Below are 13,508 nucleotides of genomic sequence, written 5' to 3' on the forward strand. Positions count from 1 at the left end.
GCTTCGCAACCGACACAGGGGAGGGAACGTGGGCAGCAGCTCCGCCGCGTGGTCCGGCTGGCGCAGCCGGACCGTCGAAATACCGGGGGCAGGGGACGGGAAGCCGGTCGTCCTGGAGTTCCGCGCGGGACTCACCAGCAGCTTCGACCTGGCGACCGTGCGCAAGGGCTCCCACCACCAGCGGGCCCGGGACACGTTCGTCACCATCGGCCGAGCCGGGCCGTCGCACATCGTCCTGCCTGCCGACTGCGACGCCCTCGCCATCCGGCGCGTCACGGTGGGCAACGAGGGCGCCAGCGGCCTGGGCCGGTGGAGGCTGCGCGTGGTGGACAGCGACGCGCTGCCCCGGCTGCCGGCCGGAGCAGCCCAGGGGAAGGGGACGAAGACCTTCGGCTATTTCGACCCCAAGCCGTACTTCGAGTACGCCCCGGTCGTGCACTACGACTTCGTCGACTCCCCGGGCACCGTCGTCTACACGCCGGCCAACGGCGGGAAGCAGCTGATCCGCTTCACCTCCGCTGTCAACCAGAAGGGCACCCTGCGTCTCCCGCAGCACGGCTACGTCACCCTCTCCGACCACGGGAAGTGGCGGGTCTCGGTGACCTGACCGGGGAACGCGTCATTCGCCGAGCCGGAGGATGCCCTCCGGAGCCGCGGCGCGTGTCACCGGAGATCGCTACGATGCGCCGGGGCCGCGTCCCAGGTGGCGCGGAAACGTTTCCGGAGGGGGATACCTGTGTTCGTGCTGTCCATCCTGCTGCTCATAACTGCCGTAGTGCTCCTTCTCGTCGGCCGAGGCCGCACCCCGGCGGGCCACTGGAGGCTCGGGGCGGCGCTCAGCGCCGTGGCGGGCGTGCTGGCAGGCGCCTTCGCCTGTGTCCATGTCGTCAGCGCCTACGAGGTCGGCGTGCCGGTGACCTTCGGCAGGATCGGCACGCCGCTGACCTCGGGCATCCACGTCAAGTCACCGTTCACCGACGTCACGTCCTTCTCCACCCGCCCGGTGGACCTCGACCTGAACGACGAGGACGTGGTCGAGGTCCGCTCCTCGCAGGGCGGTGTGCTCTACGCGGACGTCACCATCAAGTGGGCCGTGGTACCGGGCAAGGCGGTCGCGCTGTACCGGCTGGCGGGGAGCGAGGAAGCCGTGGAGGAGCGGCTGGTGATGCCGGACAGCCGCGAGATCATCCGCAACGTCTTCGCCAAGCACACCAGCGAGGAAGGCTACGCGTCCGCCCGCGAGCAGATCGGCTCGGAGCTCGCCGGCCTCGTCAAGAAGCGCCTGGCACCGCGCGGGATCGACGTCACGTCCGTCAACCTGCGCAACGTGCGGCCGTCGAAGAAGCTGCAGGAGCAGATCGACAAGAAGATCCAGCAGGAGCAGGCCACCGAGCGGGCCACCGAGGCGGCGCGCACGGCCAAGGCGCAGGCGGAACGCAAGCGGATCGAGGCCGAGGGCACCGCCCGCGCCAACAAGATCATCGAGCAGTCGCTGAGCGAGAAGGTGCTGTACAACCAGTGCCTCGAGGCCTACAAGGAAGCCGCGAAGGCCCACCCGGTGTACGCGGTGCCGTGCGGCACCGACTCGAACGGCACACCGGTCATCGTGGACACCGGCAAGAACTGAGGCCGCCGGGGGAACGCTCTCCTCGCCCCGAGCACGCTGGGGGTCATGGGTGTCATGGGTGTCATGGGTGTCATGGGTGACCAACGGTGGCCACCCACGGCACCCGTGCCGGCGGTCCAGCGAAGGCCGCAGGGGATCGCTGATGCAGGCGCGGCGGTGACCAGCACGTACGTCAAGATGATCGACACGGGTCACCGGTGCACCGACGGCCTGCCTCCTCGGTCGCGAGCAGTCTCCTGCCGGCTCCGGGCGCTGCCCCGTTCTCGGAGACTTCCGCGCACCTCATGCCAGGCATGGAGGACCTCTGCCGTCTTCGTCAGGACATCGCGAACCTGTGACAACAGCAGACTCAGGGCCCCCGACAGAGCCAGGATCAACAGGGCCAGGCTGTCCCAGTTCATCGGGGCCCACCCTTCCGCAGAGCAGGCCCGGCGGGCCGGTGCGGGCGGCAGGGCAACACCCTGTCCAGCCATGCCCGATCAGCGTGGAGTTCTTGCAGCCTCTCCCGCGGATCGCCGTAGACGGGGTCTCCCCACCTGAAACGAATCTGCATCACCCCTGGCATGTCGGGGTTCCGATGCCGTAGGTAGTACGTGCACTGGTATCCCCGCCCCGTTGTGCTCCGAAGGCCGCAGTCGCAGTGGCGGCGCGCGACCCGCAGAGGCAGGCCCCAGACGTCGTCCACGAGGCGATCAACGAACACGTCGTGCGCAAGCGGAACATCTCGGTGTGTATCCAGCTCGAAGATCCACTCATCGCCGGTGATCCATGATCGAGTCGAGTAGGCGGTGCTGAAGTTCTGGAAGATCGCGATACGGCGGAGCAGCGCTGAGCCGAGCCACGCCAGGTCCTGGCTCCTCGACACCAGGGACGCGTACTCACGCTCGTCCTCGAGCTCGTAGGACGACGGTTCGGCTTCGTCCCACAAGGGCACGAAGCCGTCCTCCTCAAGGGCGCGCCTTCGGTCCGCCAGCAGGTGACGCCAGCGGGTGCCCGGCGCTCCCCTGAGTACCAGTCGACTGTCGGTGTCGGCCAGCTTGAGATGAAGATCAGTGCCGCGGACACCGGCGACACGCAGCCGCATCACACCGCCGACCTGAAAGCCGGGCTCCGCGACCGGCAGCAGATGCGCCAGCGCATAGTCGCTCATGGGGAACCTTCGGCCGGGCCGCGACCCGCTGTGACTGTCGAGGATGACCACGGAGAACCCGGGTGCCAGGCGCACTCCGGCGATCCCCACCGGGTGTGCCCACCATTCGCCTCCGCGGCCGAGCTCCCGCATCACCTCGGCCTCGAGAAGCGCCTGTTCCCCACGAGCATCCGGGAGCAGTGACTGCTGACGCTGCGTCCGAATAGCCTCTGCGGCGTACTGAACCGACTCGCCCGAGTAGCGACTGCGAGTGCGCGCAAGATGGGTGAGACGACCACCGGCGGCCATAGTCAGATCCGTCCCCGAGCGCTGCCACCCCGAAGCACTCGAAAACTGATCGGTACGCCCGAGACCGGGCATGCGGCGCAGAGTTCGACCACGACAGGTGGAGCGCTGGCTTCTTCGCCCCTCGGAAGGCACCGCAGGTGAGGTGGCGCGGCACCGGGGCGGGCCGCCTGTCCGGCCCGGCCACAGATGCTGCCGCAAGCCCGCTCACGTTGCAACTCCCTGCGGCCGGAAGGCGCTGGCTGCCAGTCACCTCCCTGCGCCCGGAAGGCGCTGGCTGCCAGTCACCACCCGCAGCGCGTGCGCGCTAACCGCCCCCGCCCCCGCCCCAGGCGTCGCCCGCCCCGGTGAGCAGCACCCCCGTGACCAGTTCGGGATGGATGCGGACGGCGTGGTCCGTTCCCCCGTGCGGCGCCCAGGGTGTCAACAGCGCGTGTATGCGCGCCAGTTCGGCGGGATCCGTGACCAGGTGGGCGTAGCCGGTCACCACCACGCTCCAGCCGAGGCGCGTGTCCATGTCGATCGCGTCGGCCTCGTAGGCGACCACCACACCGGCGCCGTCGGACTGCTGGGCCTGGGACGTCAGGGACGCGCCCTCGTGCGTGCGGATCACGATGTCACCGCCGTCCAGGATGTGGTTGACCGGGCGGACGGTGGGCAGCGCCTGCCGCGTGAAGACGACCCTGCCCAAGGGCACACTGCCGAGCAGGCGCAAGGCTTCGGAGCGGTCGAGTTCGACGCGGTGGCGCGTCGGTTCTGGATGACGGATCATGACTGGCTTCTTCGCGCCGATGGCTACCTTCTCGCCGGAAACGAGGCGCCGGTGCGCGCTGCCGCGCCGCACGGGCGGAGCGGCACCGCGGGGGATTCAGTGCCGCTCCTGACTCCACTCTCCTCCGCGGGCCGCCGCCGCTCCAGTGCCGTTCGGCCCCCGGTCCGGGGCCGGTCGTCCCGGGCTGCCTCACGGACACCGGCCGGCCGCAGGGGGACGAGTGGCCGATTGCCGTTGCGGCGTCCCGTCGTGCCCCGGGGAGGGGATACGGTGGAGCTGACCCGCCGGTGCCGGGTCGGCGCGACGAGAACCAGGAGGAACGTGGTGGCAAGCCCGGAGGAGCCCCGCGTACGACTTCCGCAGCTGAAGCTCGACGAACTGCTGGAAGAGCTGCGGGCCCGCATCGAAGCGGCCCGGGGCACCCAGGACCGTGTGCACAGCCTGCTGGAAGCGGTGCTCACCGTCGGCCGCGAGCTGGAACTCGAGCAGGCGCTGCGCTCCGTCGTGGAGGCGGCCGCGGTGCTCGTGGACGCCGGGTACGCGGCCCTGGGCGTCATCGGCCCCGACGGCACCCGGCTCTCCGCGTTCCACACGGTCGGCGTCAGCGCGGAGCAGATCGCCGCGATCGGTCCCTACCCGGAGGGCCACGGCATCCTCGGCGAGCTGATCCGCAACCCGCAGCCGCTCCGGCTCGCGAAGATCTCCGGTCACCCGGCCTCCTACGGCTTCCCGCCGGGCCATCCGCCGATGAACACCTTCCTGGGTGTCCCGATCCGGGTCCGCGACCAGGTCTTCGGCAACCTGTACCTCACCGAGAAGCGCGGCGGGCTGGAATTCGACGAGGAGGACGAGTCGGTCCTCTCCACGCTGGCCGTGGCCGCCGGCGTGGCCATCGACAACGCCCGCCTGTACGAGGACTCCCGGCTGCGCGAGCGCTGGCTGCGGGCCAACGCGGAGATCGGACACAGCCTGATGTCCGGCACCGACCGGGCCGAGTCCCTCGGTCTGATCGCCGAGCGGGCCCGGGAGATCTCCGGCTCGGCGCTGGCCGCGGTCGCCATGCCCATGGAGGGCACCAAGTCGCTCACCGTGGAGATCGCGGTCGGCGTGGACGCGGAGGCACACCGCGGGCTGGTGCTGCCCATGCAGGAGAGCCTGATGGGACTGGCGTACATCGCGAGTGCCCCGGTCACCAGCGACGACGTCGTGCACGACTCCCGGATCACGCCCGAGCCCCCGCGTTTCGGCGGGCTCGGCCCCGCCGCGGCCGTCCCGATCGGCACCGGGGAGGGCGGCGTCCGAGGGGTGGTCCTGGTGGTCCGCGAAGCCGGCAGGCCGGTCTTCCGGCAGAAGGAGACCGAGATGCTCCAGGGCTTCGCCGCCCAGGCCGCGATCGCCATGGAGCTGGCCGAGCGCAGACAGGACGCCCAGCAGATCGCACTGTTGGAGGACCGCGACCGGATCGCCCGCGACCTGCACGACCTGGCCATCCAGCGGCTGTTCGCCACCGGGATGACCTTGCAGAGCGCGGGCCGTTTCATCGAGCACCCGGAGGCCGCCGAGCGGGTGCTGCGGGCCGTGGACGACCTCGACGAGACCATCAAGATCATCAGGTCGACGATCTTCGGGCTGCGAGCCCGCCAGGGCAGCGCCGGCAGCGGACTGCGGTCGAGGGTCGTCCGGGTGGCCGGCGAGGCCGCCCCCGTGCTCGGCTTCGCTCCCAGCGTGCGCATGGAGGGGCTGCTCGACACCGACGTGCCGGCCGAGATCGCCGACCACGTCGTCGCCGTGCTCTCCGAGGCCCTCACCAACATCGCCCGGCACGCCCACGCCGACCGGGCCCACGTGGTACTCACGACCGACGGCCGCGCGGTGTGCCTGAAGGTCTCCGACAACGGCGTGGGCATCGCGCCCGGCGGCCGGCGCAGCGGACTGCGCAACATGGCCGAGCGGGCGGAGAGCCTCGGCGGGGGACTGGAGGTGGCCGGCCCCGGAGAAGGCCAAGAAAGTCACGGAACCACGCTGGACTGGCGGGTCCCCTTGCCCACCGCGTAGGGCCCCGGTCCCGGCGGTACCGGAAACCCGACGGTCACGTCAGGCCACCGCTGCCGTAGGGGGCGTAGAGGTCGAGCAGCCGGATCCGGGAGGCGTGCAGCCGCTGCGCGACCACGCGACCGACCCAGACCGCGATCGCCCGGCCGAACGCCGGGTCTTCCGCGCACAGCGCGCGCACGGTCTCGGCGTCGAACTCCCAGGCCCGCACCGGGCTCGTCGTCTCGGCGCCCAGCTGCCAGAGATACGGTGGGAAGTGCCAGGACCAGCCGATGAGTTCACCGCGCCCGAGTGTCTCGATGACGGCGGGCCGGCGGCCGGGTACGTGCAGGTCCAGGGCGACGGTGCCGGTGCGCAGGATCCAGAAACGGTCGGCGCGCCGACCCTCCTCGAACAGGCGGGCCCCGGCCTCGAAGGAGACCTCGTGAGCCAGGCGCATCAGCCGTTCGCGGTGCACGGGCTCAAGAGCCGTGGTCATGGTGGTGGCGGAGGTCATCGCGCCGACTCCCTTCTTGTGCGTCTGCTCCCAGCGTGGGCGCGTACGGTCAGGGGTGCCACGGGCCACTCGGGCCGGGGGTGGGGCCCTTCGGCCCCGGGACGGGCGACGCGGCCGGGGTGGCGGACCGAGAGGCGGACCGAGGGGCGCGGCTCCGCCGCCGAGACCAGGACACCGCCGTCCGGACCGCCGAGGCACACGTGACCACCGCCCGGGGCACGGCGGACGGGCAGACGCAGAGAGAACAGCGAGAACAGCAGCGAGAACAGCAGAGGGAACAGCAGAGGGAACAACGGAGAGAACAGCAGAGAGACCGGACAGCGGAGAGCCAGGCGGCACGCCCGGACGGCCGAAGGAGCCAGACGGAGCCGGGCACCAGACCGCCGGACAGGCGGAAGGGACGGGAAGGGCGCCACCCGCTTCTCGCGGATCCGAATTGCGCGGTGCGCGGCTGTGAGCCGCTTCCCCGCGTCTCCAACGGGTCCTTCCCGTCCCCACCAGGACACCACGGAAACCGGACGCGCACCAGAGCCGACCGTCCGGTTCCCTGCGGCGACCCGATCCGTACGGCTCGTGCGGCCGGACCCACGGCGTGGATGCGGCCGGACGCACGGCGTGGACGCGGCCGGACCCACGGCGTGGACGCGGCCGGACGCACGGCGTGGACGTGGCCGAATCCTGGCGTGGCGCTCGACGAGCGCGCCGCGTCAGCGGCTCCGGCCGGCGTTGATACGGGCGGCCCGGCGCGTCAGGTGGTCGCGCTCGGCGAGGTTGGGTGCCTTGTGAGCCGCCTCGGCGTACAGCCGTGCCGCCGTCGCCAGGTCGCCGTCGCGCTCGTGCAGGTACGCCGCCACCGCCGTGTGGCGCGGCAGCGAGGCGTCCAGTCCGGCGAGCGCCGCCAGTCCGGCACGCGGCCCGTCCGCCTCGCCGACGGCGACCGCGCGGTTGAGCCGGACGACCGGGCTGTCGCTCAGGCGCGCGAGCTCGTCGTACCACTCGACGATCTGCACCCAGTCGGTCTCCGCGGCGGTGGGCGCGTCGGCGTGCAGAGCCGCGATGGCGGCCTGGGCCTGGAACTCGCCCAGCCGGTCGCGGGCGAGGGCCGCCTGGAGGATCCCGACGCCCTCGGCGATCAAGGCGGTGTCCCACCGGCCACGGTCCTGCTCGGCGAGCGGTACCAGGCTGCCGTCCGGCGCGGTCCGCGCGGCGCGCCGGGCGTGGTGGAGCAGCATGAGGGCGAGCAGCCCCGCCACCTCCGGGTGGTCGATCGCGGCCGCGAGCTGCCGGGTGAGCCGGATGGCCTCCGCGGCGAGGTCGACGTCGCCGGAGTAGCCCTCGTTGAAGACGAGGTAGAGGACGCGCAGCACGGTGGCGACGTCACCGGGCCGGTCGAACCGTACGCCGGAGACGGTGCGCTTGGCGCGGCTGATCCGCTGGGCCATGGTCGCTTCCGGCACCAGGTAGGCCCGGGCGATCTGGCGGGTGGTCAGCCCGCCGACGGCGCGCAGCGTGAGCGCGACCGCGGACGACGGTGTCAGCGACGGGTGGGCGCACAGGAAACAGAGCTGGAGCGTGTCGTCGGCCGCGGCCGCGGGCCCGGGCGCCGGCTCCTCCTCGACGAGGTCCTCGCGCCGGCGGCGTGCGGCGTCCGACCGGGCCTGGTCGAGGAACCTGCGCCAGGCCACGGTGACCAGCCAGCCCTTCGCGTCCCGCGGAGGGTCGGCCGGCCAGACGCGGACCGCCTCGACCAGCGCGTCCTGTACGGCGTCCTCGGCCGCCGCGAATTCGGCTCCGCGGCGGACGAGGACGGCGAGCACGCTCGGTGTGAGGCTGCGGAGCAGGGCCTCGTCCATCGATGAGGTCATGTCGATGAGGTCATCCCGCTGAGTCACTTGGGAGAGGTCACTCCGTGATGGTGGGCGGAGTGGTCAGGAACGGGCGCAGCTCGAGCCATTCGTGGATCGGCCGGCCGCCCGCGCCGGGGGCGGCCGACAGCTCCCCGGCCAGCTCGACGGCGCGCTCGTGGCTGTCGACGTCGATCACCATCCACCCGGCGATGAGGTCCTTGGTCTCGGCGAACGGCCCGTCGGTTACCGGCGGGCGCCCCTCACCGTCGTACCGGACCCACGTCCCCTCCGGGGCGAGCGCCTGGCCGTCGACGAACTCGCCGGTCTTCTCCAGCCGGGCCGCGAAGTCCTGCATGTACCGCACGTGCGCCGAGATCTCCTCCGGCGTCCACTGGGCCATGGGCACGTCGTTCACCGGTGCCGGAGCGCCGCGGTAGTGCTTCAGGAGCAGGTACTTGGCCATGGTGCTTCTCCTCGGTGCTGGTGCGGCCCATTGTGGTCGCCTTCACCTCGGGGACGGAGCCGATCACACGTTCTCGACATCGCCGGTCCGAACTTTTTTCGGGGATCACGGCCGCTTCCGGAGGCATGTCCGGTGACTCGGACGACTAGCCCATGCGCGGGTACGCATGGATATGCCGTGCCGGGGGAGGGAAGTGATGCCGGGACACGTTGGGAGGCGGTCATGACGGGTTTTCTCGATCGGGCCAAGGAACAGGCTCAGAGCGCCCTGAACCAGGGCAAGCAGAAGGTGGAGGAGGTCCAGGCGCAACGCGCCGGCACCGATCTGCTGAAGCAGCTCGGTGCGGCGTACTACGCGGAGCAGCGCGGCAGCGGGTCGGCGCAGGCCACTCAGAACGCCCTCGCCGCTCTGGAGGCCCACATCGCCACGCACGGGGACGGTTTCCTGCGCAGCTGAGCGCGCCGTCACGGTCGCGCGGCCCCGCGCCGTCACCGCCGTGCGGCCCCGCGCCACCGCCGTCCGGCCCCGCCCCGCCGCGCGCGAGCGATCGTGCGCGGCGAGGCGTCGCGCACGCGGGGCGCTCGCTCAGACCGGTACCGTCACGCCCAGCTGGGCCTCGACGTTGACGATCTCCGACATCATGCCGATCCTGCCCTCGACGCTGCCGAACTCCCCGGCCTTGTTCGCTCCCCACAGCAGACCGACGGCCGTCGGCTGGGTGGCGTCGAGGACCAGGGAGCCCGAGTCGCCGGGCCGGGCGAAGATCCCGTCCGGATTGATGTCCTCCGCCGGCCGCGGGTCGTCCGCGAGGATCTCGGCCTGGTCGATGAGCCAGGTGTTCGACGCGCCCGCCGACCACTGGACGGTCCAGAAGTTGGCGATGACCCTGCCGAACGTGAGGAGGGTCTGGCTGCCCCGCTTGCGGACGGGCTGCGTGACGGAGGAACGGGCCGTCGCGGTCACCTTGGCGATCAGGTCCGCCCCGCCGGGTGTCCGGCCGACGATCCGCCGGGAGAGCGTCCGGCCGTTCGACGTCGCGTCGTCCAGACGGAAGACCGCCGCGTCGACGAGCCCCACGAGCACGGGGGAGCCCGGCAGCGGAGGCGTCCGCGGGACGTCGACGCGGTCCACCCTCCCCAGGTGGTCGGTGCGAGGGACCGTGCTGCCCACGACCAGCGGTGGGTTGACCGGCTGCCAGACGGTGTGCGGGAAGTCGTTCTCGGGACCTCCGGCCACGTGGTAACAGGTGAGCCCGAACAGCTCCGCGGTGTGGGCGTCCTCCACGACGGCGCCCATGGTCCCCTCGGCGACCAGCGGGTTCCGCACCATCACACCGCCCGGCAGGTCACCGTAGCGCAGGGTGTCGGGCGCCACGCACGGCTGGATCTCCCGGACGATGACGCTGACGGGCAGCCCCCCGATCTCGTCGGGGATCTCCTCGGTGATGTGCCGGGGGTGGTCCACCTGGACGCGGACCGCGAGTTCGTCCAGCAGTTCGCCCCCTTCCTCGCGCAGCCCGATCCCCATACCGGTGACGCCGGGCAACGCCAGCAGGTCCCGCTCGACGCGGGTCTTCGCCTTGACGAGGTCGTCGGGGACGTCCATGGTTCCTCCCGCGCCGGGAGCCGTGAGACGGGGGCCCGGAGGGCGGTCGGCATCACCGGGTGGGGGACGACGGCCCCGGGCGAAGCCTGCGGAACGCATGGGGGCCGGAGCAGTGGGAAACGCGGCCGCGAAGCGTGCCGGAGGGCGACAAGACGCTGTCCATGCCGGGCCCTTCCCATGCTATGTGCCCCTCGCGTCGCTGTCATGCGCGGCAACGACGCGGTGTCGGGTCAGCGCGAGTAGTCCGCGAGTGTGAGCAGCAGGTGGGCCGACTCCGGGCGCACGTGGTCGGAGTGGGCGCCCGCCGGGCTGAGGCGGCGGCCGCGGACGTAGAGGTCGGAGGCGTCGACGTTGACGAAGCGGTGGTTCAGTGCGGAGAGCGGGTACCGCTCCTCCAGCGGCAGCAGGCGCGTGGTGAACATGGGCGCGGGCGCCGGGCCGATGCCGGAGTGCCCGATGCCGTGCTGCCCCTCGGCACGCAGGTGCCAGAACCCGTTCGCCCGGTCGTGGCGGGAGTACGTGGCCACGATGGGACCGCGCAGTGGGGCACCGTCGTGCCGGCCACTCGGCAGGAGGCGGGGGAAGAGGGAGAGGAAGGCGTCCCGCCGGGCGGCCATCTGGAACAGCAGCATGCTGTCCACGGTGAACGGACGGTCCGGCGAACGGCCCGGCGCACTCCAGCCGAGCGTGTCCACGCGCCGGGGGTCCGCCGCCCACTGCACCGCCTCGCACAGGAACCGGCAGCCGAAGGAGTGTCCGACGAGATGGAGGTACTGACCGTCCCGGTTGGCCAGCACCGGGGCCGCCTCGGGGTCGGCGCGCTCCTCGTCCAGGTAGCCGAGCAGCCGGCCCAGGATGTGCGCGGCGTGTCCCGCGCCGTCGCGGGCACCCATCGCGTGCGCCCGGTCCCTGACCCTGCGGTACCCGGCCGGGCTGACCGGGCTGGACGACGGCCAGCGGACCACGACACACCACGGGCTGAAGCCCTCGGCCGCCAGGGCCGGGTACCGGTCGGGGGCCGTGGTCAGACCCGCCTGTGCCAGGGTGAGCAGCCGCTCCGCCGTGCGGTGGGCGGAGCCGGGTGACGTCTGCCAGCCGTGCACGTAGACGAAGACGTCCGTCGCCCACGGCGGCGGGGCGAGGCGCTCCGTGAAATAGTGACGCAGCCGGTGGTCGGGCACCGGCTCACCTGTGCCGGCGTCGAGCAGCCAGCCGCTCTCGTCCAGGTCGACGGCCTCGACGACCGCGACGCCGCCGTTCACGCGTCACCTCCGCTCGTCCGTTCCAGACGGGCGTCCATGCCTCCGTGCAGCCCGTAGGCGAATCCCAGCGGATTGCGGTGCCGGGCCGCGAAGTGCCGCGCCAGCTCGTACACGATCCGGCCGGCCGTGGACTCGCCCCGCAGATAGCGCCGGACGAACTCCAGTGCGTACTCGGCGGCGAACGCCTGCGGCATCGCGATATGCGGCCCCAGCACGCCCTGAGCACCGTGTTCGATGAACATGCGCCCCAGGAAGGCCCGGTCCGCGCTCGCCCCGGGCAGACCGGCATGGCAGGCATTGAGCAGGACGAGCGGCCGGAAGCAGCTGTGCCGCTGCCCCGACCGCAACTCGCGCACGAGGTGCCCGTCGAAGGCGATGCCGTCCGTCAACCGGATGACCAGGACGTGTGGTTCGGGCGCGTTGCCGACGAACTCGCCGTGGCACCAGAAGTACATGAACTGCTCGTCCAGGCGCGGATCCTCCAGGTCGCGGACGAGTTCCGCGTACGTCGTGCGTTCGGTGCACTCCGTGCCCTCCGCCAGCGCCTTCGCGACTTCGTCGGCCCGGGTCGCACCACCCACGTGGATGTCGTGGTTCAGGCTGACGGCGGGCCGGCGCCGCGCCCTGCGCGGTGGTCCGATCCACGCGTAGGCGTCACCCGTGTACTCGATCTGGTGCCGGTGGCCGAGGAAGCGGGCGAAGAGTTGGTCGAGGCTCGCCGGGGCGGTGGGTGCCTCTCCGGCGCAGAGCATCGGCCAGGGAAGCTGGAGGTCCGAGTCGAACCGCACCCGGAGCCCCTCCCTGGACAGGGCCGACCGGAGATACGTGCGGAACGCTTCGATCCGTACGTCGTCCCCGCGCAGCAGAGTGTCGAACAGGAGGGATTCCCCGCCGCGGGCCAGGTCGGCCACCACCGTGCGCAGCTCGTCCTCGGGTTCGCCGGTGAGGTCCACGGCCAGCGCGTACGGGCGCCGCCGGCTCCGTATGACCCGGCCCTGGCCGTCGACCGGCTGGAAGTCGACGAACCGCTCCTTCCACCGGGCGCACAGCCGGGCCGCCGCTCCGTGCACCTCGTCCGGCCCGCAGACGAGGTCGGCCTTGTGCTCGCTGCCCGCGAGCGCGGGAACGGCCGCGCCCGTCATGCGGGCACGGATCCGGCCGCCACCGAGGACATCGAAACTGACGCGCAGATCGGGCGGTTCGGTCTCCAGGTGCGGCAGGAAGCGGAAGCCGTCGCTCGGGTCCTGGACGACGCGGGTGGTCAATGCGCGTGGCACGTCGTCAGGCCCTCCCCCCGTGCGGCCGCAGCGGACCCCCGCCCACCCCCGTGGGACCGGCCGCCACGGCGATGTCCACGTCCGTCTCCACCTGCTGGAGGGCGACGCCGGTGGCGTGGTGCAGGAAGGTGAACCGGATCCGGTGCGTGCCCGGCTCCGCCGCCGTGACGCTGAACTGCGCGGCTCCGGTGTCTTCCGGGCCGTAGAGCACGGTGGCGGGTACGACGTCCGCACGGCTCAGTGGTACGGCGACGATGTCCAGCGCGGGCCGGGCCCCCGGGCGGGCCCAGGGGTGCCCGGACTCGGCCACCAGCCGCATGGCCAGGCGTACGGGACTTCCCGCGCGGGCAGCGCCGTCCACGAGCGTCACCTGGGCACGGCAGCGCGGCGGCACGCCGTCGTGCACCTGGAAGGCGGCCCGGCGTACGGCCTTGGCCAGGGCCGGGTCCGGATGCGCGGCGGCGAGCGCGACCAGCACCTGCACCGTGCGCGGGTGGCCGACGGCGCGGACCTCGTCGAGCAGCTGGGGCACGGTGCCCTGTACCGCCGACTCCAGGTGCCGGACCAGCATCGGCGGCTCACCGTGGTCGGCGACCGCGGCGGCGGTGTCCACCCACAGCCAGGTGGCCTCCTCCCGGGTGAGGACCTCGTGGGCGTCCTCGGGGTCCACGC

12 protein-coding genes and 1 pseudogene are annotated in these 13,508 nt (G+C 72.1%); 4 read left to right on the top strand and 9 right to left on the bottom strand.

The window, feature by feature from the left end; genetic code table 11:
- The first annotated feature begins 28 nt into the window (after positions 1-28).
- Together ABZ576_RS08655 and ABZ576_RS08660 are read left to right on the top strand one after the other, a co-directional pair.
- Positions 29-607, top strand: coding sequence for a hypothetical protein (locus ABZ576_RS08655; protein WP_360737585.1), 579 nt, complete (start codon positions 29-31; stop codon positions 605-607).
- A gap of 129 nt (positions 608-736) precedes the next feature.
- Entirely contained in the window at positions 737-1,627 is an 891-nt protein-coding gene (locus ABZ576_RS08660; RefSeq protein ID WP_360737587.1) for a prohibitin family protein, read from the top strand.
- Between the two features lie 397 nt (positions 1,628-2,024).
- Here ABZ576_RS08660 and ABZ576_RS08665 read toward each other — a convergent pair whose 3' ends face one another.
- Positions 2,025-2,777, bottom strand: coding sequence for a hypothetical protein (locus ABZ576_RS08665; RefSeq protein WP_360737588.1), 753 nt, complete (start codon positions 2,775-2,777; stop codon positions 2,025-2,027).
- A gap of 592 nt (positions 2,778-3,369) precedes the next feature.
- Entirely contained in the window at positions 3,370-3,834 is a 465-nt protein-coding gene (locus ABZ576_RS08670) for a pyridoxamine 5'-phosphate oxidase family protein (protein ID WP_360737592.1), read from the bottom strand.
- Between the two features lie 324 nt (positions 3,835-4,158).
- Here ABZ576_RS08670 and ABZ576_RS08675 point away from each other — a divergent pair, with 324 nt between their 5' ends.
- Positions 4,159-5,889: a GAF domain-containing sensor histidine kinase gene (locus ABZ576_RS08675; RefSeq protein WP_360737595.1), complete on the top strand. Its 1,731-nt coding sequence runs from the start codon at positions 4,159-4,161 to the stop codon at positions 5,887-5,889.
- A gap of 34 nt (positions 5,890-5,923) precedes the next feature.
- On the opposite strand, the gene ABZ576_RS08680 is transcribed toward ABZ576_RS08675, so the two are convergent.
- The 3 genes from ABZ576_RS08680 to ABZ576_RS08690 form a co-directional block, all read right to left on the bottom strand.
- Positions 5,924-6,382 carry a cyclic nucleotide-binding domain-containing protein gene (locus ABZ576_RS08680; protein WP_360737597.1) on the bottom strand — a complete coding sequence of 153 codons (459 nt, stop codon included), beginning with the start codon at positions 6,380-6,382 and terminating at the stop codon, positions 5,924-5,926.
- Between the two features lie 707 nt (positions 6,383-7,089).
- Positions 7,090-8,235 (bottom strand): DUF6596 domain-containing protein, encoded by a 1,146-nt coding sequence (locus ABZ576_RS08685; RefSeq protein WP_360737650.1) that lies wholly within the window; start codon positions 8,233-8,235, stop codon positions 7,090-7,092.
- A 49-nt stretch (positions 8,236-8,284) separates the two neighbouring features.
- Positions 8,285-8,692: a YciI family protein gene (locus tag ABZ576_RS08690; RefSeq protein ID WP_360737600.1), complete on the bottom strand. Its 408-nt coding sequence runs from the start codon at positions 8,690-8,692 to the stop codon at positions 8,285-8,287.
- A 222-nt stretch (positions 8,693-8,914) separates the two neighbouring features.
- Between ABZ576_RS08690 and ABZ576_RS08695 the strand changes: the two genes are divergently transcribed.
- The gene (locus tag ABZ576_RS08695) at positions 8,915-9,148 is read left to right on the top strand and encodes a hypothetical protein (protein ID WP_360737603.1); all 234 of its coding nucleotides are present in this window, start codon (positions 8,915-8,917) and stop codon (positions 9,146-9,148) included.
- Positions 9,149-9,277: 129 nt separating this feature from the next.
- On the opposite strand, the gene ABZ576_RS08700 is transcribed toward ABZ576_RS08695, so the two are convergent.
- From ABZ576_RS08700 to ABZ576_RS08715, 4 genes and pseudogenes are all read right to left on the bottom strand, one after another.
- Entirely contained in the window at positions 9,278-10,297 is a 1,020-nt protein-coding gene (locus ABZ576_RS08700) for a hypothetical protein (RefSeq protein ID WP_360737605.1), read from the bottom strand.
- Positions 10,298-10,527: 230 nt separating this feature from the next.
- Positions 10,528-11,559 carry a hypothetical protein gene (locus tag ABZ576_RS08705; RefSeq protein ID WP_360737607.1) on the bottom strand — a complete coding sequence of 344 codons (1,032 nt, stop codon included), beginning with the start codon at positions 11,557-11,559 and terminating at the stop codon, positions 10,528-10,530.
- Complete coding sequence (locus tag ABZ576_RS08710; RefSeq protein WP_360737610.1) at positions 11,556-12,836, bottom strand: CHAT domain-containing protein; 1,281 nt, start codon at positions 12,834-12,836, stop codon at positions 11,556-11,558. Before ABZ576_RS08710 ends, ABZ576_RS08705 begins: the two co-directional genes overlap by 4 nt.
- Before the next feature lie 4 nt (positions 12,837-12,840).
- A pseudogene (locus ABZ576_RS08715) lies at positions 12,841-13,508 on the bottom strand (hypothetical protein); the annotation flags it as partial.

Source organism: Streptomyces sp. NPDC013455 (assembly GCF_040632975.1).
Taxonomy (GTDB): Bacteria; Actinomycetota; Actinomycetes; order Streptomycetales; family Streptomycetaceae; genus Streptomyces.